This window comes from Fructilactobacillus lindneri DSM 20690 = JCM 11027, assembly GCF_002907375.1.
GTDB classification, from domain to species: Bacteria; Bacillota; Bacilli; order Lactobacillales; family Lactobacillaceae; genus Fructilactobacillus; species Fructilactobacillus lindneri.
Window position 1 is genome coordinate 1 of sequence record NZ_MIYK01000021.1, and the last position, 26,567, is coordinate 26,567.

At 39.6% G+C, this 26,567-nt stretch carries 24 protein-coding genes and 5 pseudogenes; 14 read left to right on the forward strand and 15 right to left on the reverse strand.

The genetic code is table 11. The annotated features are described in order from the left end of the window. A pseudogene (locus BHU33_RS07655) lies at nucleotides 1-225 on the forward strand (hypothetical protein); the annotation flags it as partial. Here the strand turns inward: BHU33_RS07655 and BHU33_RS07090 are convergent. The 3 genes and pseudogenes from BHU33_RS07090 to BHU33_RS07100 form a co-directional block, all read right to left on the reverse strand. Further along, nucleotides 175-372 (reverse strand): hypothetical protein, encoded by a 198-nt coding sequence (locus BHU33_RS07090; protein ID WP_054646987.1) that lies wholly within the window; start codon nucleotides 370-372, stop codon nucleotides 175-177. The pseudogene BHU33_RS07655 and the gene BHU33_RS07090 sit on opposite strands and share 51 nt — an antisense overlap. 149 nt (nucleotides 373-521) lie before the next feature. After that, nucleotides 522-819 (reverse strand): annotated as a pseudogene (locus BHU33_RS07095) (RepA); the annotation flags it as partial. A 120-nt stretch (nucleotides 820-939) separates the two neighbouring features. Continuing rightward, nucleotides 940-2,481 carry a primase C-terminal domain-containing protein gene (locus BHU33_RS07100; RefSeq protein ID WP_054646986.1) on the reverse strand — a complete coding sequence of 514 codons (1,542 nt, stop codon included), beginning with the start codon at nucleotides 2,479-2,481 and terminating at the stop codon, nucleotides 940-942. A 652-nt stretch (nucleotides 2,482-3,133) separates the two neighbouring features. Here BHU33_RS07100 and prgP point away from each other — a divergent pair. The 5 genes from prgP to BHU33_RS07125 all read left to right on the forward strand — a co-directional run bounded on the left by prgP (nucleotide 3,134) and on the right by BHU33_RS07125 (nucleotide 6,552). After that, entirely contained in the window at nucleotides 3,134-4,033 is a 900-nt protein-coding gene (gene prgP, locus BHU33_RS07105) for a ParA superfamily DNA segregation protein PrgP (RefSeq protein WP_054646985.1), read from the forward strand. Then, nucleotides 4,014-4,340: a hypothetical protein gene (locus BHU33_RS07110; protein WP_180993653.1), complete on the forward strand. Its 327-nt coding sequence runs from the start codon at nucleotides 4,014-4,016 to the stop codon at nucleotides 4,338-4,340. Before prgP ends, BHU33_RS07110 begins: the two co-directional genes overlap by 20 nt. Before the next feature lie 457 nt (nucleotides 4,341-4,797). Then, nucleotides 4,798-4,980 (forward strand): IS3 family transposase, encoded by a 183-nt coding sequence (locus BHU33_RS07785; protein ID WP_404825558.1) that lies wholly within the window; start codon nucleotides 4,798-4,800, stop codon nucleotides 4,978-4,980. A gap of 59 nt (nucleotides 4,981-5,039) precedes the next feature. Beyond that, nucleotides 5,040-5,288 (forward strand): hypothetical protein, encoded by a 249-nt coding sequence (locus BHU33_RS07120; protein WP_054646862.1) that lies wholly within the window; start codon nucleotides 5,040-5,042, stop codon nucleotides 5,286-5,288. Nucleotides 5,289-5,961: 673 nt separating this feature from the next. Further along, nucleotides 5,962-6,552 (forward strand): site-specific integrase, encoded by a 591-nt coding sequence (locus BHU33_RS07125; RefSeq protein ID WP_054646861.1) that lies wholly within the window; start codon nucleotides 5,962-5,964, stop codon nucleotides 6,550-6,552. A gap of 91 nt (nucleotides 6,553-6,643) precedes the next feature. Here the strand turns inward: BHU33_RS07125 and BHU33_RS07660 are convergent, their stop codons facing one another. Next, on the reverse strand, nucleotides 6,644-6,862 hold the full coding sequence (locus BHU33_RS07660; protein ID WP_054646860.1) for a hypothetical protein: 219 nt from the start codon (nucleotides 6,860-6,862) through the stop codon (nucleotides 6,644-6,646). Nucleotides 6,863-6,953: 91 nt separating this feature from the next. Beyond that, the gene (locus BHU33_RS07135) at nucleotides 6,954-8,126 is read right to left on the reverse strand and encodes an iron-containing alcohol dehydrogenase (protein WP_054646859.1); all 1,173 of its coding nucleotides are present in this window, start codon (nucleotides 8,124-8,126) and stop codon (nucleotides 6,954-6,956) included. Nucleotides 8,127-8,458: 332 nt separating this feature from the next. Between BHU33_RS07135 and BHU33_RS07140 the strand changes: the two are divergent. Continuing rightward, nucleotides 8,459-8,767 (forward strand): annotated as a pseudogene (locus BHU33_RS07140) (tyrosine-type recombinase/integrase); the annotation flags it as partial. On the opposite strand, the gene BHU33_RS07665 reads toward BHU33_RS07140, so the two are convergent. The 3 genes from BHU33_RS07665 to BHU33_RS07670 form a co-directional block, all read right to left on the reverse strand. Beyond that, nucleotides 8,744-8,893 carry a protein rep gene (locus tag BHU33_RS07665; RefSeq protein ID WP_225355269.1) on the reverse strand — a complete coding sequence of 50 codons (150 nt, stop codon included), beginning with the start codon at nucleotides 8,891-8,893 and terminating at the stop codon, nucleotides 8,744-8,746. The pseudogene BHU33_RS07140 and the gene BHU33_RS07665 overlap by 24 nt on opposite strands. A 202-nt stretch (nucleotides 8,894-9,095) precedes the next feature. Continuing rightward, nucleotides 9,096-9,407 carry a site-specific integrase gene (locus tag BHU33_RS07150; RefSeq protein WP_225355270.1) on the reverse strand — a complete coding sequence of 104 codons (312 nt, stop codon included), beginning with the start codon at nucleotides 9,405-9,407 and terminating at the stop codon, nucleotides 9,096-9,098. Next, entirely contained in the window at nucleotides 9,293-9,661 is a 369-nt protein-coding gene (locus BHU33_RS07670; RefSeq protein ID WP_054646858.1) for a site-specific integrase, read from the reverse strand. Before BHU33_RS07670 ends, BHU33_RS07150 begins: the two co-directional genes overlap by 115 nt. 581 nt (nucleotides 9,662-10,242) lie before the next feature. Here BHU33_RS07670 and BHU33_RS07155 point away from each other — a divergent pair. The 7 genes and pseudogenes from BHU33_RS07155 (at nucleotide 10,243) to BHU33_RS07185 (ending at nucleotide 17,810) form a co-directional block, all read left to right on the forward strand. Beyond that, nucleotides 10,243-11,031, forward strand: a complete 789-nt coding sequence (locus BHU33_RS07155) for an acetoin reductase (protein ID WP_054646857.1) — start codon at nucleotides 10,243-10,245, stop codon at nucleotides 11,029-11,031. 193 nt (nucleotides 11,032-11,224) lie between these two features. Then, nucleotides 11,225-11,488, forward strand: a pseudogene (locus BHU33_RS07805) (transposase family protein); the annotation flags it as partial. Then, nucleotides 11,481-11,851, forward strand: a pseudogene (locus BHU33_RS07165) (ParA family protein); the annotation flags it as partial. The pseudogenes BHU33_RS07805 and BHU33_RS07165, both read left to right, overlap by 8 nt. Nucleotides 11,852-12,046: 195 nt before the next feature. Further along, a complete protein-coding gene (gene mobQ / locus BHU33_RS07170) occupies nucleotides 12,047-14,113 on the forward strand; it encodes a MobQ family relaxase (RefSeq protein ID WP_056997539.1) in 2,067 nt (688 codons plus the stop codon). 96 nt (nucleotides 14,114-14,209) lie between these two features. After that, complete coding sequence (gene topB / locus BHU33_RS07175; protein WP_056997540.1) at nucleotides 14,210-16,345, forward strand: DNA topoisomerase III; 2,136 nt, start codon at nucleotides 14,210-14,212, stop codon at nucleotides 16,343-16,345. A 121-nt stretch (nucleotides 16,346-16,466) separates the two neighbouring features. After that, nucleotides 16,467-16,682, forward strand: coding sequence for a hypothetical protein (locus tag BHU33_RS07180; RefSeq protein ID WP_003679901.1), 216 nt, complete (start codon nucleotides 16,467-16,469; stop codon nucleotides 16,680-16,682). Between the two features lie 3 nt (nucleotides 16,683-16,685). Continuing rightward, complete coding sequence (locus tag BHU33_RS07185; protein ID WP_056997541.1) at nucleotides 16,686-17,810, forward strand: ArdC-like ssDNA-binding domain-containing protein; 1,125 nt, start codon at nucleotides 16,686-16,688, stop codon at nucleotides 17,808-17,810. A 154-nt stretch (nucleotides 17,811-17,964) separates the two neighbouring features. Here BHU33_RS07185 and BHU33_RS07755 read toward each other — a convergent pair whose 3' ends face one another. The 7 genes from BHU33_RS07755 to BHU33_RS07225 all read right to left on the reverse strand — a co-directional run bounded on the left by BHU33_RS07755 (nucleotide 17,965) and on the right by BHU33_RS07225 (nucleotide 26,419). Beyond that, nucleotides 17,965-18,054, reverse strand: a complete 90-nt coding sequence (locus BHU33_RS07755; RefSeq protein WP_072672334.1) for a putative holin-like toxin — start codon at nucleotides 18,052-18,054, stop codon at nucleotides 17,965-17,967. 185 nt (nucleotides 18,055-18,239) lie between these two features. Next, nucleotides 18,240-19,490, reverse strand: a complete 1,251-nt coding sequence (locus tag BHU33_RS07200; protein ID WP_054646851.1) for a restriction endonuclease subunit S — start codon at nucleotides 19,488-19,490, stop codon at nucleotides 18,240-18,242. Then, nucleotides 19,480-21,102 carry a type I restriction-modification system subunit M gene (locus BHU33_RS07205; protein WP_056997542.1) on the reverse strand — a complete coding sequence of 541 codons (1,623 nt, stop codon included), beginning with the start codon at nucleotides 21,100-21,102 and terminating at the stop codon, nucleotides 19,480-19,482. Before BHU33_RS07205 ends, BHU33_RS07200 begins: the two co-directional genes overlap by 11 nt. Before the next feature lie 13 nt (nucleotides 21,103-21,115). After that, nucleotides 21,116-24,274 (reverse strand): type I restriction endonuclease subunit R, encoded by a 3,159-nt coding sequence (locus tag BHU33_RS07210; RefSeq protein ID WP_056997543.1) that lies wholly within the window; start codon nucleotides 24,272-24,274, stop codon nucleotides 21,116-21,118. Between the two features lie 163 nt (nucleotides 24,275-24,437). After that, entirely contained in the window at nucleotides 24,438-24,806 is a 369-nt protein-coding gene (locus BHU33_RS07215) for a hypothetical protein (protein WP_054646850.1), read from the reverse strand. Next, nucleotides 24,799-25,119: a hypothetical protein gene (locus BHU33_RS07220; RefSeq protein ID WP_054646849.1), complete on the reverse strand. Its 321-nt coding sequence runs from the start codon at nucleotides 25,117-25,119 to the stop codon at nucleotides 24,799-24,801. The genes BHU33_RS07215 and BHU33_RS07220 overlap by 8 nt, the downstream gene beginning before the upstream one ends. Continuing rightward, a complete protein-coding gene (locus BHU33_RS07225) occupies nucleotides 25,112-26,419 on the reverse strand; it encodes a Y-family DNA polymerase (RefSeq protein WP_056997544.1) in 1,308 nt (435 codons plus the stop codon). Before BHU33_RS07225 ends, BHU33_RS07220 begins: the two co-directional genes overlap by 8 nt. Nucleotides 26,420-26,567: the final 148 nt, after the last annotated feature.

Genomic DNA, 26,567 nt, shown 5'->3' on the forward strand with positions numbered 1-26,567 from the left:
GCGGTTGATCCAACTGGAGATGTTTTTGCGTCTGCGATTTCTGACCTATCTGCACATAATGCACTTGCTCCTAACCAAGCAACGGTATTACTTCAGCAGTCAGGATTTATTGGAACTGATTTACCAGCACCGTTTATCCCAGCCACGATGATGTATCTCTTTAGCTCACTCATGTTAAATCACGAAATGCTTTTCGTTGATAATTTTCTCTTCGCGTTTATCTAAGAGGTAAGTGTGTACCGCGTCAAACAACTTGCGCTTATCAGGATCTGGATTATGTGCTGATTGCTCCCAAATGTCTTGAATATCGACTGCCCCTGGGTCAGCCAACAATTGCTCTATTTTTTCGACTTCTTTGCTGGGTTTGATCATTTAAAAGGCTCCCGTCACTTTCACTTAGTTCAGTCATCACCTATTCAACCACTTAAGGCGCCTATTTTTGCTTCTAAGCGATTTTAAAGCAGCTTTAATAATTTATGCACTGCAACACTTAAAACGGCTTAAATGAGCTAATATGACGTTTAATTCCAAGAACGCTCATTGTCAGTGTTCTGTTCTTCGGGGTGTTTAGCCGCATATTTCTAACCGCTTTTTTATTCCACCAAATCCCAAATAGGTTTTGCATGGTGCCGTATAAGTAGTTTTCCACGTTCTTGATATGCTTATCATTGCTTCTTAGGGCGTTAAAGTAGCGTCTCAAGGCTTAGTCATCAAAGGTTTTAGTTCTTCGTCGTCAAGCGGGATTAGAACCCCAATATCTTGATGATACTTTTCAACTCGGTATTTAGCATTTAAGATAATGCCAATAAAACGATGCATTTATTTAAGTTAGATACATATTATATGTACGAAGGCATTTCATTTACACAAGATTCTTGACGCTACTTATCTAAGAGATAAAAAATCTAATGGCAATTGGTAGCACTAAATTAAGAGATTTCACCCCGTACTTATATTGGTTCCAAATCTATCTACTTCATCATCAATTCCTTCAACATCTGAAAATACGCTTTGTTCCTCAATATACTGCCTATTCTGTAACTTCAAAAAAGCCTCAAGGTAATTAACCCAAGCTATTGATTCTGCTTCTCTTTTCCGATATAAAGCTCTTAATACCATTTCTAAAGTTGCAATTTGTGACGCTTGATTTCCTTTCCCCTTTTTTACAATTAGCTTATTAGATGAAATGGCTTGTTTCATCACCCTATTCAAGGTTGATGGAGAAATATCAAGAGCATCACGAATAGCCCTGGTTGACATAATAACTTTGTCTGCTCCAGAGCTAACTTTATTAATTAGTTCAATCACATCATTTAGCCATTCTGACACGTGACTATAGACGCGTTCTGTGCGAGGCTTCGCCCACTTGTACCATTGAACGTTACTTTCTTGCACCACAATGCGCTTCTCATCAGGTGTTGCCCAGGTATCTATTAATTCATCAATATAAAGTTTAGATGCACCTTTATAATTGCCAGAATAAGCGTCACGGACGCAACGCTGCATATCTCGTACGTCTAAAGGATCTTCAAGGTATGAATTAAACTCATCTAATAAATTGAAGGCATCGTTTTGGTTTTTTCCAGAAGAGTAGCACGCTAAGGCCAGTGTAAGTATAGTATTGTGACGCCCTAGTCCTTGACCTGGTTTAATGTTGTGCTTTGTCAACATAATTCTAAACCAAGCTTGATCGGTTTGTTTTCTATATTGAGAATGCGGACTATTAATTACTTTTAGATTGCTCTTACGCTTTTCCTTACCTTTTTGTGTGACTGACTTACTCCACATTAAAAAACCAGCAAATGAGTAGGTCAATTCTGGTTCAAAAAAAATAATATTATCTTCCCGCGGGATCCGAAAAATTCCAAAACTATTACATCCTACATCAGTAGCAGGTATTTTTTCCATAATCGTACTTTTTATATTTTCAGAAATCTTTCTAGCCGCGCTTAAAACAGGCATACTACCATTTTTATGTTTTGATAAAAATGCTGGGCGATCCAAGATATAGTAAATTTGATACCCTTTATCAGTTTTTAAGACAAGTGTGGGTAGAATATGGTCATCTAAGACTATGCTGCTATTAACCAGATTCAGGTTTCGATCTCTATCTAGAGCATCTTTAAAATCAATATCAACTACAAACGCATTAATTTGGCTTAGATTACGTTCTGAATGCCCTTTAATATGTTTACGGCTGTTATCATATCCTAACCAATTAAAGGTATTAGGTGTCCAATGTGTTAGTGTCTCAATGTTTTCTATTAATGCTTCTTCAGAAGTCACGACAAAACCCATGTCACGACTCATTGATGATTTATTACGAAAAACAGCAATTGAACCAGTCTTATTATCGTTATGTACTTCTTGATTGAGTTGAACTAGTTTACTATTTTTTGGTTTATATTTTTTTAAACCATTATGTAAAATAAGACTAATTGCAGACCAAGATTTGTAGCTTAATTTTTCCGTTACAGACATAATATTTGCACTCCTTTCAGAACGATATTAACCAAAGGTAGATTTGTTTTGAAACAAATAGTAGTTAATGCCGTTGATTAACTCGAAAGAAAAAGTGAACCAGCATATCACTGATCCACTTAGAGTTAACAGAATCAAGATGTGCCGTTCAAAGCCATATTAATCCGCAAATCATGTCATTATCTATGTTCTATAGCAGTATTGAATTTTAGAGAAAAATAGCATACAATATCCTATGAATAAGTTTTATGAACATTTATTTTCTTTATATTTTTTTGCGGGTCGCTGTGAATGCCAGTTCACAGTGGCTTTTTTTATTTTCTTTTGCACTTACAATAACCTACCCAAAAACCTATGTCAATCGCATTTTTGAAAAAAGATACTTTTACTATTGTATAAAAGTATCTTTTTATCTTTATATCTAAAGATACATTCATCTTTAGATATAAAGATAAATGTATTTCTTGATTTGTAGCTGTTTATTGTCCATATTTTTATATCTTTGTATCTTTAGATAAAAAGATAAACTTATCTAAGGATACTTTTATCTTTTTATCCTTGTAAAATTTTTTTTTTATATTATAATAAAAGTGCAAAAGGATACTTTAACAGAAAATAAAAATCATTTACTTATTTATATTAGGAGGCAAACATGCCACAAGTTGTTATTAACGCACAACAAAAAGGCGGCGTTGGGAAAACAACTGATACTGTTATGGAAGCAATCGTAGCTTCTACAATATTTGATAAAAAAGTATTGGTGATTGATACAGATTTACAAGGTAACGCTACAGATTTTTTAGGCCGAACCTTTAATTTAAAGAAAATAGATTACACACTTATGAGATGCTTAGAAATAGGCGACTTAAGTAAAGGTATTGTAGAATTAAGCGATAATCTCGATTTGATCGGTTGTAAATATGATATGCGTAAATACGGGGATTTTCTTATAGAAAAATTTGATAATATCTATGACCGTACTTTTTATATGTCAAACCTATTAGACGCCATCAAAGATCGTTATGACTATATATTTATAGACGTTCCACCTTCAACAGATTTAAAAGTTGATAATGCAATGGTTTGTGCGGATTATGTTGTGGTGGTCCAAGAAACACAACGATTCTCTTTTGATGGATCTAAACGTTTAGTATTTTCTTACCTACAAAGTTTGGTTGATGATTTTGGATCGAAGGTAAAAGTACAAGTAGCAGGCGTTTTGCCTGTACTCCTTCAGAATCGAAGAGAGTTACACAAAAAAATTGTTAACGACACAGTCTCTTTCTTTGGTCAAGATAATGTGTTCAACACAATCATCTCAAACCATGCAAGGTTAGAATGGTATACAGCACAAGGTATACAATTTAATGATTTTCACGACAAAAAAATGTTTGCACTTTTTGCGGATATTTTTTGTGAATTAGAAGAAAGAATACAAGCCTTTGAAACTCAGGGAGATATATCTGACTACATATATAAACGTCGTTATTTGACAAAAGACAACAAACTTACGAAGCTTGGAAAGGGGTTAGATGTTAATGGGCTTAATTAATCGAGGAAATAAAGAAACCGAATCACCAGAAGCACTCCATTCAGCTGATGTCAGTAGAGATACATCTTCTCTTAATCCAAAAACAACGGAAACAAAGAAATGGACTGGAGCAGAGAGGAAAAATATTAAAGTGGCTCCGCCTGTCTTAGATTTAATAAAAACAATGTGTAATATGACCGACAAAAATAAACCAGAATCGAAAGCATATGGTTTAGTCAGTACGGCTGTAAATGAATATCTAAAAGATCACTTTACTGAAAGAGAACAAGAAATTATTAGGAATAGCATCGAAATTAAATACCGGTAATACAATTTCAAAAAGACGTTATTAGAACTTACTTATTCTAATAACGTCTTTTGTATCTTTATATCTTTAGATACAAAGATACTTTTGAACTAAACTATTTTTTTAAGCTCACTTGAGTATTTCTAATTGGATACCTAATTTAAAAAAGGGTAGATTGTACTATATCCTTGTATCTTAAGATACAAGGATATTCAGATATAAAAATTAAAATGACATATTAATAATGTAACTAGTGTTTAATGTTCAAATTACTAAGCTGCTAAGCTATTGGTCTTGCTATTTATATATACTTTTGATATCTAGTACTTTTCACAATAGATATTGAAAATCTATTATAAGAAATTTTTTAAGAACTATAAACTGCTTTAAGTTAACATTGATAACGATAGTTGCAATATACTCATCTGGATGTAAGCTGATTCCTGAGACAACTTTTAAGAGAGCGTATAATGAATAAATCGTCTCTCAAAAGGAATGTGTTTATCCAGTGCCGGTCTTTGAAGATTATGAAACTGCCGCTGCCGTCCTTTTTGAATATGTGCATGCTTTCTACAATAGGAAGAGAATTCATAGTTCACTGGGCTACCAGACCCCCTTACAAGTTGAAATTGCAACACTTACGAGCCAAATGGCCGCCTGATTTAATGCTTTCCAGGGTTCAAATAAGTTATTAATCACGATTAATGATTTATTTGAGCTGTGGAAGGTAAACGCGGTTCTGAATGTCTCTTAAAATCTGTCTCAAATATTGACTTCAATCCACAACGAACTGAATACACCTTTGAGTCAATTGTTAATGAATCTGGACCAACTAATACTGTTGCTGGCGAGACAGAAGAAATGGACTTATTTGCTGGTAGTGGATTTTTTGAGGAAAAACCAAAGGCTAAATTACATCGTTATAAGGCTTGCAGGTGGACTGATATTTACAAGCAAGAAATTGAATAATAAATAATGTTTTAAGGAAATTGAATTTATCCATAATTGGAGTAATATTATGATTGAAACAGAACACAACAACAAGGCTATCGGTTTTGTAAGTACGTCATTTCAAGTAGTATTAAACCTAGTAAAATGGATAGCAATGTAACAGTTGTGTTTTGTAAGTACGTCATTTCAAGTAGTATTAAACCAAATCTTTTAGGTTAAAAGCATCACCAAAAGTTTTGTAAGTACGTCACTTCAAGTAGTATTAAACCATTACCAAATACGGCAAGCGCAGAAAATGGGTATTAAACCTAGGGTAAAAGAATATTCTTCACTGTACCCGTTTTGTAAGTATGCCATTTTTGTCCGAACAGTGTTCGGATTAATTTTACAATCTACCATAAAATAAAAAAGATATAACTTGTGCCAGGCCGATAAGATACAAAAACACATAGGACATTGAGAAGCTAGCATAGAAAACTATGTGTTGCATTTTAGGGGCTATAACTAACAAATAACCCCTTGAAAAGACCGATAAAACAGCCCTCATTATCTAGTGATTAGATAATGGGGGTTGTTTTTTTGTTAAGTGATATAATAAACCATAAAAGAAGTTTAGAAATACGGTCCTGGTCATCAATAATTAAATAAATAATTATTTAATTATTTAATTTCAGAAAGGTATATATGAATCATGGCGCAACAAATTGTCCTACCCATCAAAGACTCCAATATCTTAAAGATGGTACAAGATACACTTCTCGATAGTTTCCGTGCTGGTCGCCGAAATTACACCGTTTTTCAAGTTGGTAAGGCCACGCTACTACGTGTGAGTGATGTCATGACATTAAAAAAATCAGATGTCTATAATCCAGACGGCTCTGTCAAAAATACAGCCTTTATTCATGATAAAAAGACCGGTAAAGCAAACACGTTATATTTAAAGCCTGTTCAGCAAGACTTGTTGCAATATCATGATTGGCTGGTCCAAGAAAATATCAATTCTGAGTGGTTATTCCCCTCGACAGCCCATCATGATCGCCATATCACCGAGAAACAGTTTTATAAAGTGATGGCGCGTGTTGGTGATCTACTAGGTATCAACTATTTAGGCACGCACACCATGCGTAAAACAGGGGCTTATCGTGTCTATACACAGTCAAATTACAATATTGGTTTAGTCATGCACTTATTGAATCACTCAAGCGAAGCCATGACACTGACTTACCTTGGTTTAGATCAAGCTAGTCGCGAGACGATGTTAGATCAAATTGATTTTGGATGATTACATCAAAAGCATACTGAATAATTGGACCATTTTTATTCAGTTACTTAGTGATAATTGAGATGCAATTGCGATTATAAAAATTGATATATCAACCAATGGCTGCTTGGACTTCAATTAATGTTTGGTATGCATTCAAACCAATATCGGCGCTGATGTCAAGATTATGCACAGGTTTTTTCGGCACCGAGAGGTGCCTGACTAGTCGTGAATCGACGCCGATTTTATCAGCAACTGTTTCGATGGCTGCGTAGGTTGCCTCTTCATTGAGTAGTGTACCGTAGCAGTCAAACGTTAAGTATTTTTCCATGATGAGACTCCTCTCTGACTACCTTTAAGTATACGCACAAACACTAAAAAAGCCGTCGAAATTCGGCGGCTTTTCATCATATTACGTTAAATTATTCAGCGTCGTAGGCAGCTTGGAAAATCTTGATGATATCTTCCTTTGTCCCCTTACGAGGGTTAGAGAAAGCATTCCCATCCTTCAAGGCATTTTCAGCCATCAATTCAAAGTCTTCTGGCTTAGCACCAATTTCTTTGATTGAGTGAGGAATACCAACGTCTTCGGATAATTGCTTCATGGCCTTGATGGCTAATTCGGCAGCATCCCGCGTTGATAGGCCTTCAGTGTTTTCACCCATGATTTCAGCCAATTGGGCGAAACGATCTGGGCAAGCAATGATGTTATATTCTTCAACGTAAGGTAGAAGTAAGGCACAGCAAACACCATGAGGTGCGTCGTATTGACCACCGAGTTGGTGAGCCATGGCATGAACGTAACCCAAGTTGGCGTTGTTGAAGGCCATCCCGGCTAACATTTCAGCTTCAACCATCTTAGTCCGAGCGTCCAAGTTGTGGCCGTTAGCAACGGCTTCACGAAGGGAAGTTTCAATCAACTTGATAGCTTCCACACATTGTGAGTCGGTGATAGGGTTGTGGTCAACGGAAACGTAAGGTTCAACGGCTTGAACGAAGGCATCCATCCCAGTAGCTGCGGTTACGCCCTTAGGCACATCGAGCATCAGAGTTGGGTCGTTGAATGAAACCAACGGAATGTTCCGCCATGAAACAACCACGAACTTCAAGTGAGTTTCTTCATTCGTGATAACCGCGTGACGGGTTAATTCAGAACCAGTACCGGCCGTCGTGTTAACGGCGATTAATGGTGGCAAAGCCTTGTCGAGTGTTTCAATCCCAGCCAACTTGGTAATGTCGTCGCCATTAGTCAAAATAATGCCGGCACCTTTACCAGTATCGTGAGCAGAACCCCCACCAACAGTGATGATGGAGTCCGCACCGGATTCTTCGTAAAGTTTCTTAACTTCTTTGATGTTACGAATCTTAGGGTTGGGTTCAACGTTGTCGTAAACAACGTAGTCCACACCAGCAGCCTTTAAAGAATCCAAAGTCTGTTTCACGGCGCCGTCCTTTAAACCTTCAAGGAGCTTACCCGTGACGATAACGGGCTTTTTCATCCCTAACATCTTTGCTCGATCACCAATCTTACTAATGACACCAGGGCCAAAGAAATTGACGCTGGGCATCAGAAAGTCATAACTACGTTCAGCCATTATACAAATGCCTTCTTTCGGAATTTTTGAAAACAATTAGTACTAATTTCACAAGGCAATTATAACTAATAAATTTACGGTTTGCAATCGTTTTTGGGTAAAAGTCCCTTAATTGTGCAATAAAGTGCTAATTTGTCGGCGGTTTAAACCGTAATGATTAATTTTACTGTCAGTATTTTTGGGTCTAGAATTTTTGGTGTTGGAAAGTATTTCCATTCCAAAAGTACTAGGCCCTTTTTGATGCTCAGAAGTCAATAAATTGGACTATTTTTATTCAGTTACTTAGGCAACATTTGAGATACGATTTCGATTATAAAAATTGATATACCAACCAATGGCTGCTTGATCATCAGTTGGATTCTGAATGGCTCTTTCCTTCCATTCAACACCCAGAACGCCATATCACGGAAAAACAGTTCTACAAAATCATGAGTAAAGTTGGTGATCTGTTAGGAATTAATTATCTAGGTACCCATACAATGCGCAAAACCGGTGCTTATCGCGTCTACACGCAATCAAATTATAATATTGGTTTAGTCATGCATTTATTAAATCATTCAAGTGAGGCAATGACTTTAGCTTATTTAGGCTTAGACCAAGCCAGTACCGAAACCATGTTAGATCAAATTGATTTTGGTTAGTTTTATTTGGATTTTTAGTTGTTGCCGAAGGCAACTTCTGAGAGCCTTCTGCCATAAATCAGTCCAGTCAGCCTGTGATAAATAATTTTCCGACCCCTTAAAATAAGCATTTCTAACAAGTAGCAAAATATGTAAATGCTAATGATATGTTCCATTAGCATTCGCCGTAATTTCCGTTGAACGAACATACCCTAGTAAATTCTTAGCTACTTTACTTAACAAGCAAAAGGGAAGGGATTAAGCCTCCAAATGAAAACTTGCCTGTGCATTCATTAACTCCTCATCGGAAATCCCAATATAGCGCTTAGTTGTACCCTCATCACTATGGTTAAACAGCTGCAATTAACGTCCCTATATCGTGTGTTTGCTTGTAAAACCAGTATCCGTACGTCTTACGACACGTATGCGTCCCGATATCTGATCTACCTAGTTGTTGGGCTACCTTTTGAAAAATCTGATAAACCGCATGTGGAGAAATACGTCCTACGGGGTGCTTTTCAATGGCTTTATTAGTATCTGTATAATTCACCTTATGATTAATTTGGGCTTGTTTTTGTGATGGAAAGAGCCAATCGTTATTTTCTGCTGTAAAACCTTGTGAACGTAAATAGGCGATATAAGCATCCAGTTCTGGTCTGATATTAACCATATTAATTTTTCTTTTTTTCGAGTTTTTAATTCTAAGACAGTTGGATTTTTTCCGTTAGCAACGTCTTTAATTTTAAAACTAGTAATATCTGACATTCGTAAGCCAGTATTAATTCCCATATAAAAAATCATATAATCACGTTGACCATAACGATTTTGTTTTAATAAATTACCAACTTGTTTAATTTCAGCTTTTGTTCGCAAAGGTTGAACATCATACATAATGCTACGTTTAATTCGTGCCAAGATCTCCATTTCCTTTCTTTTCCAAAATAAAGATTAAAATAGGCATTTTAATCTTTATGTACTTAATTTGACGTACCTTGTGAGGAGTTTGTAATCTTTTTCTTTTAGTTTGGTTTTGAACTTGACCCTAGAACAACGCTACACCTTGGAAGCATCATTTATTTAAGTTAGATACATATTATATGTACGAAGGCATTTCATTTACACAAGATTCTTGACGCTACCCACATTTTAACGACCAACTATACGTCAATCATATTTTCATTGTGCCTGAGAGCCATTTTCTATTTGTTTTCTTAATTGCTATTGTTGTTACTTAGAGTCAACTATCCAACTAAAAAACATTAAGGTTGTGCTTTTTCCGACAGAAACGCCGCTAAATCAGCATTCTGCCAATTATTCAGTGTTCAAAAATAAATACTAACCAACAGCCTAGTACTCTAATCTCATGACCACTGTGCTAGGCCGTGTGGTCTTATCTTTTTAACAATATTACCTAAGTAAAAATATTTGATATTTCAGATAAAACCGGATTATGATGAATGTGTTGTAAACGTTATCTGTCGAAAGGAGTAGTTTCTATGTCAGAAGAAAAACGTGTTGCTGTTATCACCGGTAGTTCCCGGGGCATTGGTAAGGGAATTGCCGAACAGCTCGGCAAGGACGGCTATGCCATGGTAATCAACGGCTTCAACAAAGACGACGTCGAAAAGGCCACCAAGGAACTGGCGGACAAGGGTTACCAGGTTGTTGCCGCCGCTGGTGACATTTCTAAGAAGGAAACCCATGAGATGTTGGTCAAGACCGCCGTTGAACACTTCGGTCGCTTGGACACCTACATCAACAACGCCGGGATTGCCCATATTGGCAACCTGGTTGACGAGTCGGCAGAAGACTTCCACAAGATCTTCGCTACCAACGTTGACAGTGTCCTCTTCGGGATCCAGGCCGCAGCGGCCCAGTTCAAGAAGCAGAATGATGGCGATAAGGTTCGTAAGATCATCAACGCCTCCAGCATCGCCGGCCACATCGGCTACGAACTGCTAGGCGCCTACTCCGCCACTAAGTTTGCTATCCGCGGTCTGACTCAAGTTGCCGCCAAGGAGCTTGGTCGCGACCACATCACCGTCAACGCCTACTGCCCAGGAATCGTTGGTACCGACATGTGGGACTACATCGACGAGAAGATGGTCGAAATCAACGGTGGTCAAAAGGGTCAATACCTGAAGGCCGCCATCGATGGCATCACGATGGGTCGGGTTGAACACCCATCTGACGTTGCCAACTACGTCTCCTACCTGGCATCCACGAAGTCTGACTACATGACTGGTCAGGCTGTTCAGATCGACGGTGGGGTTCAGTTCATCTAAATCGATTACATTGATCAAACATTAAGGCTCAGCACAGTAGCATTTCTGCTACGATGCTGAGCCTTTATTTTAATAGGCTCTACAATTTTAAGTACTGATGGATTTAACATCGGTACTTATTTTGGTTTAAATTTAAAATAAAAAACGAAAGATGGCTCGGAACCCCGTCTTCGTAAAGAAAGGACCATCTTTCATGGATTATTCTACCAAAGCTGCTCTTGAAATTAAAAATTTCCACCTTGAATTAGATACGGCGCACTTTAAAGATGCGATTGAAGATCAAGGTAACCAGGTAATTGTTCACCTCGTCCAGTCCTATCCCTTACATTGCCCGCGTTGCGGTCAATTAATGCTCAAGAATAGCTTTAAACTTGTCAAAATACTAGGGCCAAGCTTGCACTATGAACCAACTATCTGGTCAATTCGTAAACAAAAATATCTTTGTAAACCTTCATCTTATTACTGATTCCGCATTATATGCAAGTGACTATTGTCTTATAGTTTTACAAACACAAGAGCGTTATTACAAGGAGCAGAAGCTTTTATTAAATATATTCAAAATGAAGTTATAAATACTTTTAATGCTCCAACGCTTGAAGTATTGGGAATATTACCAGTTTTATTAAAAAATAATGCTCCCGTTGACAATAGCACTTTAGAATCTGCATATGAAATATTTGGAAAAGAAAACATTTTCAAAACAATTATAAAAAACATGGAAAGACTAAAAAGATATGATGTTACTGGAGTTACCTTTAATGACCAATTTGATAAGAAAGTTCAATTAGTATATTCAGAAGTTGTTAATGAAATAAATTGAATTAAAAATACATTCAGTTTAACAACAGCAAAAACTGATTTTATGGTTATCAGCAGACCGAGTAAAACGAGGTCAATGTGCACTTACACGTCATCAAAGATGACGTTGTGCTAAACCCATTAAAACCTGTATTAGAAGTCGCCGATGGCGACAACAAAGTCAAACCCATAGAATCAAAGTGAGAAGGTGACTGATATGGCAATCTTTCATATGAGTTTTAGTAATATTAGTGCCGGTAAAGGACGAAGTGCCATTGCCAGTGCCAGTGCTGCTTATCGAAGCGTTGAAAAATTATTTGATGATAAAGAATGCCGCCACTATTTTTATTCCCGATCGGTTATGCCAGAAAGCTTTATTTTAATACCCAAAAATGCACCAGCATGGGCCAGTAATCGAGAACAATTATGGAATGAAGTTGAAAAGAAAGATCGTAAATCAAACTCACGGTATGCAAAAGAGTTTAACGTGGCTTTACCAATTGAGTTAAGTGTAGATGAACAAAAAACATTATTAACTAAATACGTGCAAGAAAACTTTGTTGATCAAGGAATGGTAGCCGATGTAGCGATTCATCGTGATCACCCAGATAATCCACACGCACACGTGATGTTAACCAATCGCCCGTTTAACCCCGATGGTACTTGGGGACAGAAAACAAAAACCGAATACATTTTAGATAGTCATGGTAATAAAACTAAGACCCCTGCAGGGAATGTGAGAAACCGAAAAATTTGGTTGGTTGATTGGGATAAAAAAGAAAAAATAACTGAATGGCGGCACAATTGGGCGTTGAGTGTTAATCAAATTTTAGCACAAAAAAACATTCCGGATCGGATCAGTGAAAAATCATTTGTGGAACAGGGAATAGCTGATACACCAATGCAACACGAGGGAATCAATAGTAAACGGCATGAAAGAAAGGTATTTAATCAACAAGTTAAGAACTATCGTAAGTCCAAAGCTGGCTATAAAAATATGCAGGAGAAAGTAGTTAATCGAGGCCACTTGGATAGCCTAAGTAAACACTTCTCGTTTAACGAGAAAAAAGTGGTCAAAGGGTTAAGCCACGAACTGAAAACTTATATTAGTTTGGAAAGTTTAGATGATAAGCGGCGCATGCTATTTAATTGGAAAAATAGCACCTTAATTAAACATGCAGTTGGTGAAGATGTGACTAAACAATTATTGACAATTAACCAACAAGAAAGCTCATTAAAAAAGGCAGATGAACTCTTAAACAAAGTGGTCGATCGTACCACGAAAAAACTTTATCCAGAGCTTAATTTTGAACAGACCACGCAAGCTGAAAGACGAGAATTAATTAAGGAAACCGAAAGCGAGCAAACAGTTTTCAAAGGCAGTGAATTAAACGAATGTTTAATGAATATTCGTGATGATTTATTGGCCCAGCAATTATTGACCTTTACCAAGCGGCCATACGTTGGTTTTAAGTTATTAATGCAACAAGAAAAAGAGGCCAAAATTGATCTGAAATATACGCTAATGATCCACTCTGATAGCTTAGAAAGCCTAGAACACGTCGATAAAGGACTACTAGAAAAGTATTCACCAGCAGAACAGCAAACGATTACGAGAGCAGTCAAAGACCTACGGACAATCATAGCAGTTAAGCAAGTCATTCAAACGCAATACCATGAAGTATTGAAAAGAGCCTTTCCTAATGGTGATTTAGATGATCTTTCACTAGTTAGACAAGAACAGGCCTATACAGCCGTGATGTACTATGATCCAACTTTAAAGCCATTAAAAGTCGAAACAATGGCACAATGGCAAGAAAACCCACCGAGGGTTTTCAGTACCCAAGAACATCAATTAGGGTTAGCTTATTTATCGGGACAGCTTAGCTTAGATCAGTTAGAGAATCATCACTTACAACGGGTTTTAAAGCATGACGGCACTAAACAACTCTTTTTGGGTGAATGTAAAGTCGATCCAACGATTAAGAACAGTCAGATTGAGAAAATCCAAAAACAGTTAAAAGAGCAACAAGCTAAGGACGATCAATATCGAAAATCCCAGCTGGCACATTATCAACCGTTAAATTATAAGCCAGTTAGTCCAAACTACTACTTAAAGACGGCCTTTAGTGACGCGATCATGACTGTTCTATATGCTCGTGATGAAGATTACCAACGACAAAGACAGGCGCAAGGTTTAAAAGAGACTGAGTGGGAAATGGCGAAAAAGCAACGGCAACACCAAACTCGAAATCGGCATGAAGATGGGGGCATGCACTTGTAATCGGAATAAAAAATGCACCGTTAAACCTGGTTAAAAGCGGCTGAACAAGGCAAAACAGAATTAGATCAAAAATTGAATCATAAGGAGTGAACGAACATGACCACTGTTATCTTAGCTGAAAAACCCAGTCAAGCCCATTCATACGTCCAAGCCTTTCAAAAGAGCACAAAAAAACAGGGTTACTATACGGTTAGTGACCCTGTTTTGCCCGATAATACGCTTGTCACGTATGGTCTCGGACATTTAGTTGAACTAGCCACACCGGATAAATATGATCAGAAATACCAGCAATGGGCCTTATCTAATTTACCGATTTTCCCAGACAAATACAAGTTTGAAGTGTCAGCTAGTAAAAAAGCCCAATTCAAGGTCGTTAAAGTCCTGTTAACGAAAGCCGATACCATTATTGTGGCCACCGATAGTGGTCGAGAAGGGTCAAATATCGCGTGGTCGATCATGAACCAAGCGCATATTGATGTTAAGTCGAAAACGATTAAGCGCCTTTGGTTGAATAGCCTAGAAAAAGACGCGATTATTACCGGCTTTAAAAATCTTGGTGATTGGCACAAAGACTATTTGGCTTATAAAGAAGCCCAAACCCGTCAAATTAGTGACTGGTTAATTGGTATGAATGGCAGTCCTTTATATACTTTGTTGTTAAGACAAAAAGGGGTGCGCGGGGTGTACTCAATTGGTCGCGTGCAGACGCCAACCTTGTATATGGTTTATCGAAGAGACCAGGCAATCAAAAACTTTAAGCCGGAACCCTATTTTGAACTAAATGCGGAAATTTTAGCCAATCAGCAAAAATTCGCCGCGAAATTAGACCCCTATCAGCGGTTTAAAGACGAAGTAGGGCTAATGACATTCATGCAAGCTAAACACGTTCAGAAAGGCTCACAGGACGGTTTAATCAAGAACGTCCAAAAACAAGGTAAAAAGCGTGCTAGTCCCCAACTATTCTCGCTATCCAGTCTGCAAAGTGCCATGAATAAACGGTATCATGCCAGTGCCAGCCAAACCTTAGCCGCCATTCAGAGTTTATACGAAGCTAAGTTCCTTAGCTATCCCCGCACCGATTGTGCTTATATCACTGATGAAGAATTTGAGTATTTAGTGGCTAATCTGACGAAGTATCTGGGGTTAGTCTCTAAACAAGTCGCTTTAACCAATACCACCCCAAATAAGCGCTATGTTAATGGGAAAAAGGTTGAAGAACATTACGCCATTATCATGACTAAAGTCGTGCCGACTAAAGAGAAACTAGCCAGCTTACCTAAATTACAGCAACAAGTCTATGACTTGGTTTTAAGAACGACGTTAGCGATGTTTGCTGATCCGTACGAGTACGAGGAAACCACCATTATTACCCAAGTTGGTGACGCCAATTTTAAAGCAACCGGTAAGGTCCCAACTAAGCAAGGCTGGCAAGCTTTATTTGATGATCACAAAGCCGACCAGCAAGAAGCAGCAACTTTACCGCTCGTTCACCAAGGCGATCAAGTCCAAGCAAATCTGCAAACACCGCAAAAAGAAACGACACCACCGGTGCCCTTTACCGAAGGTACCTTAATTACGGCCATGAAGACGGCCGGTAAAACACTTGATGATGAAGAAGCCCAGGCGATTCTTAAAGACGTGCAAGGCATTGGGACAAGTGCGACCCGGGCCAATGTGCTAGAAGTGTTAAAGAAACGTGGCTATTTAGTTACTGAAAAGAACAATCTCCACGTCAGTGAAGCCGGAATTACTTTATGTAAAGCGGTTGAACTCGAACCCTTGCTAACTAGCCCAGAAATGACGGCTAAATGGGAGCAAGCATTACAGCAAATCAGTACCGAAGAACGCACCCCAGATAACTTTTTGAGCCAGATCAAGAAGTTTGTGGCGAAGTTAATTGCTGATGTCCCCACACAATTAACCGGCAATGCAGCCATTAAGCAACAAATCAATCACCAACAGCAAGCACAAAAGTCCGCCGAAGTATTCTTAGAAACACCGCAAGCGACCGTTTTAAATAAACAGAAGTTTTACATTGTGAAGCCCAAGCAAGGCGAAAGCTTTACCCTGCCCAAGAAATGGAGCAGTAAGACACTCGGGAAGACAGCAATTAGAGCGTTAGTTACTAAGGGTGAAACCAGCAAACTAAAGGGTTTCAAGAGCAAAAAGGGAAAGTCGTTTGACGCCAAGTTAAAGCTTGACGGCCATAAATTAAGTTTTGATTTTGATTAGACCCTGCCTACCGCCCTGCACTACGTTCCGGTTAGTGAACCCGTCATTTAGGTTCACTTTTACAACCCTAAAAGTAAACCCAAACAACGGGTGAGATTAGCAAAGCAAAGGAGATCATAAAATGAACAACGAATTAGCAGTTTTAGCCAGTGAATTACCCGTTTTGCAAGCTAAAGGAACCTACAAGTATTTAAAAGAAATCACTGGTAACGGCGCTTATTATCAAGTAGCCTGGCAAAAATTGTCTGACGGTTACGTTGCCCTTTATGGCACGACCCCGATTCAAATAAGATCATTGCCAACATTGAATGATATTTTTGAAGATGAGGAGGGGTAACTTATGCCAAATAAAGCAGATGTTAAGGCTTGGAAAGCACAATTAGTCGCCCAGGCTGAACAGCAAATCCTAAAATTAACTGATAGTGACCAATTTAAAAAGTATCTCAATACCCTGGCTAAATTTCATCGTTATAGCGCCAGAAACATTGATTTAATTTATGCGCAAAATCCTCAAGCCACTCAAGTCGCCGGTTTTAAGCAATGGCAGACGGCTTTTAACCGCACCGTCAACCGGGGCGCAAAAGCGATTCGGATTGCGGCTCCGATCATTAAGAAGCTAACACCAGCCGAGCAGAAGCATCTTGATACCACCGATGAGCGCGCCATTGTCGGTTATCGCTATCTACCCGTCTTTGATGTGGCACAAACTAGCGGTGAACCAGTGTTAAGTGCTAAAGACTTTGTCAAAGAAAATTTGGCCGATCATCAGAATGTGACAAGCTTGTATAACGCATTCAAGGACTATCTAAACCAGCAAACCGACCTTAAAGTCAGTGAAGTGCCTTTAGCGACGCTAAATGGGGCTAAGGGGTATTTTCAACCCAGCACTAATGAAATCGTCATTGGTGGCGATGAGCCCGACAATGCTTTGAAACTAAAGACGTTATACCACGAATATGCGCATAGCCAGCTACACGGCTTAAAATCAGCCTTTAAAGATCGGCCACGAGCCTATCAGGAAACCCAGGCTGAAGCGGTCGCATATGTTGCCATGCAAAATATTGGCGTTGATACCAGTAACTATTCACTCGGTTATGTGGCTACCTGGGCTAAAGATACAGCTGTGATCCATAGTGCTTTAAGTGAGATCCAGCAAGTGAGCAACAAAGTGATTGAGCTTAGTGACGGGTTAACCAAACAATTAGGCTTACAAGAAGCCCAAAAAGAGCCCGACCATGACCAAAAAAAGCTATCAGCCCAGGATCTTAATAAGTCCTATCAAGGCTTGCAACAACAAGTTCAGCAAGCAAGGAACCCACAACAAAAATCAGAACTAAAAAATAAACTAAATGATATACACCATGAAATCAGTAATCGAACACAAAAACAGCTACAAGCATTTGCTGAACAGAATCCGGAGATCAAACAACCCGAATCCGAACTTGATCAAAGTCTAAAACGTTAGCCAGTTTTTAAAGGTCATGCTATAATGTAATAGAAAAGGGAAGCCTTGCGCTAACAAGACTTCCCGCGCAAGCCGCTTCAAAGGCGGTGGCATTAGTTAAAAAATGATAGTTGAGTCACCCTGTAACTGGCCAAAGTTACGCAGGGCGGCTTTTTTATTTGTTCCTTTTGTCGATGTACGTTAGCAACGCTAAAATAAACATTGCAAATAGCAACATCAACGAGAGTGTCTGGAAGACGCTCATTGACTGTGAAACCTTCCTGAAGATTCTTCCATGTTCCCATGGGCCTCACCTCACAAGGGAAAAGACAGCCACCGCCCTTAAAACTTCCTGCGTAATCCATTATACAGGTGAATTAAGTGTTGACCAAGCACAATAAAAATTAAGTCATGGGGTTTCATAGGATCCTAAATTTGATCAAATTAAGCTCAGCAAAACATCTTTTGTAGATACCCTTTTTTAAGTTCTTGGAGTTTTTCAAGCTTACGCTGATGAAGGGTGATAGCTTTATTGAGCTTCTCAAAGAAACAAATAATTGATTGTTGTTCCTCATAACTTGGTATTCTGATATCAATATTCAAAAAATCTGACTCATGAATTCTCCATTGACCGTAAACAACACCTTGACGAAATCTTATCATTTTAAAAATAAAATCTTTACGGGCCGACATAATGCCTATAAATTGACTTTCCTGTTCTCGTTTAGATTTAAATATACTATAAACTGGTGATATGACAGCTTTTCCAGTTCGATTAAATCCAATTGAACCTGTTTCAAGATTATTAGAACTGTATATGAAATCTCCCAATTCAGTTTTTTTGTATTTCTTATCTACGTCCTTCACTAGAAAGCTACGATTATAGCGTTTTCCTTTAGGTGTAACACCCTTACCTTGTACAAAAGACATGAGAGGATATTCATTTGTTTCTGTTATTTGATCATTACGTTCAGCTAAAATCCCCCTCAACTTACACTGTTCCCAAGCGTCAGCAAACCCTGAGAACCTTAATTGCGGGAACTTGCTACCATTTTTGGGGAACATTTTTTGCAAATAGCCCTGTTTAAGTTCCTTAAGCTTAGCTAACTTACGCTGATGAAGAGTGATAGTCTTGTCGAGTTGCTTGAAGAAAATTCCTATTTTAGACTGTTCGTTTATTTGCGGAACTAATATACCCCATTTTTTAACTTCTGACATTGGAACTAAATTAGTGATGGCTGATCCGGGATTAGTACTAGTTAATTTTTTTTGCATAAAATCAGCTCTTATAAACTGAAGAAAGTATTCAGAATCTGTTATTCGGTTATCAATTCTAAATCTGATTAACGCTTGATTAAATACACCTTTATCAATACCATGAGGAACTCTAGAAATTCTACCTATTGTTCCAGCACCACTCATAATAAAATCTTCAGGTTTTAACTCAAACTTTTTTAATTCTTCAAATTTATCTTTAGTGATGTTGTATCTAGTTTCATATTTATTGTATATTGCATTTTGTTGCTCATACACAACGTAATCACTTTGAGAGACAAAGCATTCTTTTTTTAACGCACTTCCAAATGGGCCTCTTCGAATACCATCGTTTTCATCTAATAAATATTCAAACTTACGCTGTTCCCAAGGATCAGTGAAACCTTTAAATCTTAATTGCGGATATTTAGCTTGGTTATCTTTCATTGTGAGCCTCCGGTTTTGACTGATCATTAACCTGGGTGGTCACTAACTGGCTAGCTAATTCATTAAAGGCTTGTTCATTCTGACTGATTTCCTCGTCTAGTTGCTTCAGATCAGCTTTAACTTGGTCTAGATCAATCTCGGGTTCCGGTTCAAACGTATCAACGTAGCGCGGAATATTTAAATTATAATCATTCTCTTTGATTTCCGCCGGTAAGGCCACATGAGCATATTTATCGACATCTTGCCGGTTTTGATAAGTGGTCACAATTTTTTGAATATTGGCTGCCGTTAGCTTATTTTGATTTTTGTCCTTTTCAAATTCCCGTGACGCATCAATAAACAAGACGTCATCAGTGGTTTTATGTTTCTTTAAAATCATGATTAACGTTGGAATACCAGTGGAATGAAAAATATTGGCGGGTAGTCCAATAATGGCATCAATCCGGTTATCCAGCAGAAGCTTTTGGCGAATTTTGCCTTCTGTAGCACCCCGAAATAATACGCCATGGGGTAAGACAATGCCCATAGTCCCGTGTTCCTGCAAATGATAAAAGCCGTGTAGCAGAAAGGCAAAGTCGGCTTTAGATTTAGGTGGTAAGACGCCATAGTCGCGGAAACGGGGATCAGACAAGCGTTTATCACTGTTATCCCAGTGCGCCGAGTAGGGCGGGTTCATAACGACCGCATCAAATAAGTAAGGTTCGTCAACCGGCCAATCTTTACTTAACGTGTCACCATTGCGTAAGTGCATATCGTCATACGAGACTCCATGTAACATTAAGTTCATTCGGGCCAGGTTATAGGTTGTGGTGTTCAATTCTTGACCGTGGTAACTCACTAAACCCGGATTTTGCACGTGCTGTCCGACATTTAATAGCAGCGAACCAGAACCAACTGCTGGATCATAGATAGTCCGCACTTGGTTGTCACCTGCATTGCGCTGATAAGTCACAATCTGGGCAATAATGTCGGAAACCTGCCGTGGAGTATAAAATTCACCCGCCTTCTTACCAGAATCACTGGCAAATTGCGCGATTAAGTATTCATAGGCGTCACCTAGGACGTCGCCTTGATGATGGATAAGATCAATCGCATTTAAAGCTAACATGGTATCACTGATAGTTTGATTCCGTTGTTGTAAAGAACTGCCTAATTTATTACTACTTAAATCCACATCGGCAAACAAGCCCGAAAAGTCTTGCGCTGAAGATAGATTTTGTGTCGACTGTTCCAGATCATGAAGTGCTTGAGATAAATCGTCTAACGCAAAAGTATGGGCTTGAATCTTGCCAATCAGGGTGGTGTACAACGCTTGTGGTTGAATTAAATAGCCAAGCGTGTTTTGCAAATACTCCACTAAACTGGGCTGCACTGAGACGCCTTCCAACTCAAACTGCGGATCCATATACTGAGCATATTTCCGGGTGACATTTTCGGTTTCGCCTGCCCAATCACTAAAGGTCGTTAAGGTTTTCTCAGATAGAAACCGATAAAAAATTAACCCCAATAAATAATTTTTATATTCAGAAGCGTCCATTTTCCCGCGTAAGACATCGGCCGCATTCCATAGGGCGCTTTCAAGTTGACTAGCTTGAGTTGTTTTTTCTGACATTGTTTAACCTCACTTATTTTTGTAGATAAATTGCTAAATCGTGTTCAATAAACTGCCGCCAAGCGGCCTGGGACTTAATCCGGTATAGTGGCAAAATAGCTGGAATCTTCGGCCCAGCGGCAGTTTGAGCTTGTAAGGCCGCTGCTAAATTCGCTGACTGCGTTAATTCTTGTTCATGATGCCATTCATCGGTACCCACGGTGTGTTCACGCGCCACCCGCAATAGGGCTGTTTGATCTAAGCCCCACGTGTGGGCGAATACCGACGTTTTTTTGACCAATTGTCTCTGGGCATAATCAGCCACCAACTCCCGAGCATTCAACGCTACTGGCGCTTGATTTTGGTCACTCTGTTGCTGAAACTGTTGCATTTGTTGCTCAATATAAGGCATGGCTTCGCGAATTAATTGAGCCTGTTGCGGTTGCGTTTCCGCTAATTTATTCAAACTAGCCTGTACTTTGGCACTGTTTTGCAGGTAATCTGTCATATGCGCTTGGGCTTGATCAGGCGTCGAGTACCGTTGCTGTTCATCAATCCAATCTTGAATTAATTGCGTCAAATAATCATAATCCACCAAGACTACTGAACCAACGGCTAAGGAAAAGTCTAAAGCGGCCAACTCTTCGGGAGGCTTTTGGTTAATAACCGCCGCTTTAATCCGCAGATATTTACCCGTATAGGATTCTACTTCGGGCTGAGCAATACCAAAGGCCTTTTCACTATTTTTCCAAGTGAAATCGTTGTACATGGATAAGGAATTCAATTGTTGATTCACTTGGCGAAAGGCTTTCACAAACTGTACCTTGGCAGTAGTTCCTTTAAGGTCATCGGCAGCCGTCGGCGTTGGAGCAATGGCTTTTAAATCCACCACAGCCTTTTGAAATTTTAAGACGGCCTGCTGATAAGTGGGACGAATGATGACATTAAAAGAGCCTTCGCCACTATATAACTTGTAAGCTTCACGTTCATTCGCTTCCATGATTGCCGGCACCCGAAAGGTCACAATTTGGCCTTCTTGTTTTAATTCCCGGTTTTGGAGCCGGTTGGTGCGTGAGTAGGCTTGAATGAGTTCTTGATAAGCTAAGGTGCGGTCAACAAAGAGCGTGTTTAGCCGAGGGGCATCAAAGCCTGTTAATAAACGGCGTACGACAATCACTAAATTAATTTCCTGATCGGGTTGCAAATGAGCAAAGACCGCCTCACGCCGGGCAGCCCGTTTCGCGACATCTTCGTTATAGAGATTCAGATCGGCTAAATCAAAATTAGTGTGATACTGCTGATTATAATCTTTTAAAATGGTGGCCATTTGGTCATGTTTTTGCGCACTCTGATCTTCGTTTTCACTTAATGAATAAGTAATCGCAATTCGGGGCCAATCAGGATCTAGCTGATTGTGAGTGGCCCTTTTAGCGGCCATAAAGGCTTGATAATAGCGTTGCGCCATTTCAATGGAACTGGTGGTCAAAATCGCATTATAGTTGCCATGACCCAAACTCGTTTTACGCGGGCCTTTTTGTAAAATATATTGAACAACTTGGTTAATATGTTCATCGGTCTCAAAGTCAGCCGGAGTTAAATACGTTTCTTCCAAGTCCTTTACTGACATCGCTTGAATCTTGGCTTGAATTTTTGCTTCATCAGCTGTACTCAGCAAGCGTCCTTGCTTATCACGACGCGCTTTGACGCGCTGGGCTTCTTTTTCGAGGGCCCGGGTTATTAACGTATCTTTGCCAATCGTTGTTACATGTTCGACGTTAAACGGTAACACGGCTTGGTCCTCTAAGGCGTCTCGCAAGTTATAAACGTGACAGACTTTACCAAATAGCTCCTCAGTGGTAACCGCTAGGTCCCCCTTGAGCTGTTTCTTATTTTCATTAAAGATGGGGGTGCCGGTGTAACCATACCAATTACTATTGACAAACGCTGCGCGAATTTCCTTTTGCATTTTGCCAAATTGCGACCGGTGGGCTTCGTCAACAAAGAAGATCACCCGTTGCTTTAAAGTCTTACTAAAGCGGGATTGCTTACCGGTTGCCAGCTGGGCTTGCGTTTTTTTGACCGCCCGATGGAGTTTTTGAATCGAGGTGACCAAGACCTTACCGTCATTTTGTTGCAACTTACGCATTAAATCACCGGTATTTTGGGCTTCGTTAATGGCAATATCGTCATTGGCAGCATAGGCACTAAAGTTGCTGGTTGTCTGTTCGTCTAAATCCTGCCGGTCAACTAAGAAGATGACCTTATCGACACCGGGATCTTGCGCCGCTAATTTAGCGGTTTTATATGAGGTGAGTGTTTTACCAGAACCCGTGGTATGCCAAACAAAGCCATCTTGATGGTCATGAATCCGGTGCATCACGGCTTCAATCGCATAAATCTGATAAGGCCGTAAGAGAATTAAGCTCTGACGTTCTTGGTCGATGACCGTATATTCACTGACCATTTTGTGGGCCATGGGAATATTAAGGACTTGGCGCGTAAACGCTAAGCCGTTTTCCACGGGGTGATTATCCCGCGTTCGCCAATTGAACAAAAAGGCTTTATTGAAATGATCCGGTTCGGCATTCGCAAAATACGCCGTACTATCCGGTGTCATAATCACAAACATTTGCAACAGCGAGTAAATCCCCGTATATTTACCTTCCTGCGCGTATTTTTCAATTTGATTAAAAGCCTGGTTAAGTTCGACCGTGGCTTTTTTTAGTTCCAATTGAATTAAGGGTAACCCATTAATCAATAGGGTTACGTCAAAACGGCGATCAGGATCGACATCTTGAGTACCAGCTAACCGTGGTCGCACTGCTTGCCGTACCACTTCATAACTAGATTTACCGCCAGCAACGTCCGCTTTCCAAAACAACTCGAGCGTAACCGTGCCCAGCTTAGCATCATCACGTTCAACTTCAACTTTGCCAATGCCATTTTCGGCGGCTAGTAACTTAGCTGCTTCGTAAGGTGTCCGGACCTCAATCGCCCGTTTAACCTGATTAAATTCGGTATCAGTTAAAGGGTGTCCCTGTAATTTAGCATAGTTATTGTTATTTAATTTATCACGAAAATTAGCCCATAATTGATCCGGCGTCGCACCATACAGGTCTTTGCGTTCCACCCATTGATTGCTTCCAGTCGTTAAGGTTTTAACAACTTCTTTTTCAAACGACAGTTCCAACATAAAAACAGTCCTTCCCCCACTTTTAAATTACTCACTAGTTTATTATACGCGAACAGATTAGCATTTAGGCTTCATAATTTAATATAGCTAGGATACAAATAAAGCCAAATAGACAAGCATCAAAAAAACGGAAGGTTAATTATTAAGTAACCGTTCCGTCCTTTTATGTTGAAACATTTCGAACTTCTGGTAGTGGGATAAACCGATCAGCATCAACCACAATATCATTGGCATTGTAACCATGAATCAAGGTGGTGATATCTGGCCAATGACGGTTGTTTTGGTCAACCGTTTTTAGTTGAATGGTCACTGGTTGCTGACGCTGATATGCGTCCGCCAATACCTCGGTAATTACTGCTAAGGATTGTTGAGGTCGTGGAACGTATATTTCATTCAACTGCTGGTTCCGTTGGTTTAAAGCGGCAGTATGATCGGATAAATAGAAGCCCTGCCATTTCATCATGCCCCGGTCATGATAATCATGTTCAAAAAAATGCTTAACCGTGCCTAAATCAAAGTCTTGGTTATTCAAGGGGCACCCGCTTTCGTTGAATCAGCTTTTGACTTGCCGGCCACCGTTCTCCTGTAAAGCCGACAAATTCGATCGTTAGCTTTATATCTTGTCGTAATGCTTTTAACAGCTTTTCTAAATCAGCTAAATCATAGTTAGCTAATTTATGTAAGGGAACGGATTGCAAGCGCTCGTTAGCCCGTTGACTGTTAAAAAACAGATTATAGGTCTGATCGTAGGTGTCATTAGTCAACATTAACCAATAGCGGGTTTTGGGACGCCGCTTAAACAATCGAGTTAACCGCCCCTTAATAATCTTGATATCGCTATTCATAGCTATTACCTCCATTATGTCCGCCCACTAGTGAAGCCCGCTTGATAGCGGTGCCCCCCTTTAATAAACTGGTCGCGTAAACTAGTTTGGTGAACCCAAATTGCCGGTGAATTTCATCAATCACCTGGTTTAACCGGCTACGGCGAATTTGGTTACGCGGTGTTTCAAATAAATTAAGTTGTTGGCCGGAGTTGGCACTTAGTTTACTGCTATAAACGCCAATATTCCGGACAGCTTGACCGTCCCAATTCTGACGGAATAACCACAATAATTGTTGCGTCAAAACTTGATTGTCGTTAGTCGGGTCAATTTTTAAAGCTTGGTGAAAGCCACCGCGACCATCTGCTTCAGCTGTGGCATAGGAAAACCCAATGCTTAGCGATAGACACCCCGCTAGTTTATGGTGGTGCCGAAGCCGCGCCGCCACCTGTTCCCCAATTTCTTTAATGACGGTTTCAATTTCGACTTGGTTAAAATAATCTCGTGGCAATACTTGCGAATTACCCAGGCTAGCTTCTTTAACCTTAGTTGGTTCCGTAACTTGCGCGCGATCAATTCCCCAGGCCGTAGCAAATAACTGGCTACCAATGACGCCAAGCTGCTGTTTGAGTAAATAAGGGTTGGTATGGGCTAGCTCATACATATTGTGAATGTGAAGGCGGTTCAAACGTTTCGCCATACGGGGGCCAATCCCCCAAACGTCCGTTAATTCAGTAATTGACCAAATTTTATCCGGCACAGTTTCGTAATGGATTTCACCGATCAATTCATGATTATGTTTAGCGTAAAGGTCTAAGGCTAATTTAGCTTGCACCGGATTGTCACCAATTCCCACGGTGGTATACAAGCCTAGCTTTTGCCGAACTGTCTTTTGAATCAAGCGCGCCACTTCGCGAACGGAATTGCCAAAAAGCCGCCAAGTATAGGTCATATCAAGAATGCTTTCATCAATCGAATACGGCCAAACCTCTTGTTCAGTGGTAAATTGATGAAAGATCTGATTGATCTGCAAATTACGTTGAATATAAAGGTTCATGCGCGGTGGCACGACCCACAACCTGGAGTCATTGGGTAAGTCACGTTTACGGGAGACGTTGGCTTTAAGATGAAATAAGTGCTTAGCTTCGGGTGACGTGGCTAAAATGAGCCCGCCATTAGTATTTTCAGCTTCGCTAAGGACCACTAACGGGACTTTTAAGGGATTAAGGCCCCGGGCAACGGCTTCGCAACTAGCATAAAAGGACTTGTTATCGATTAAGAAGAACACGCCATGCGGTTCATCATGAGTAAACAATTTCATCACTTCCGTTAGCTTTTACCTGTATTGTAGCACAGAAGGCAAACGTGTGTTCCCTAAAAACTGCTAGAAAGCTGATTAAAAATAGTCGAAAGTCCATCATAGTCATGCTATAATGTAGACAGAAAAAGGGAAGCCCCGAGTGAACAGG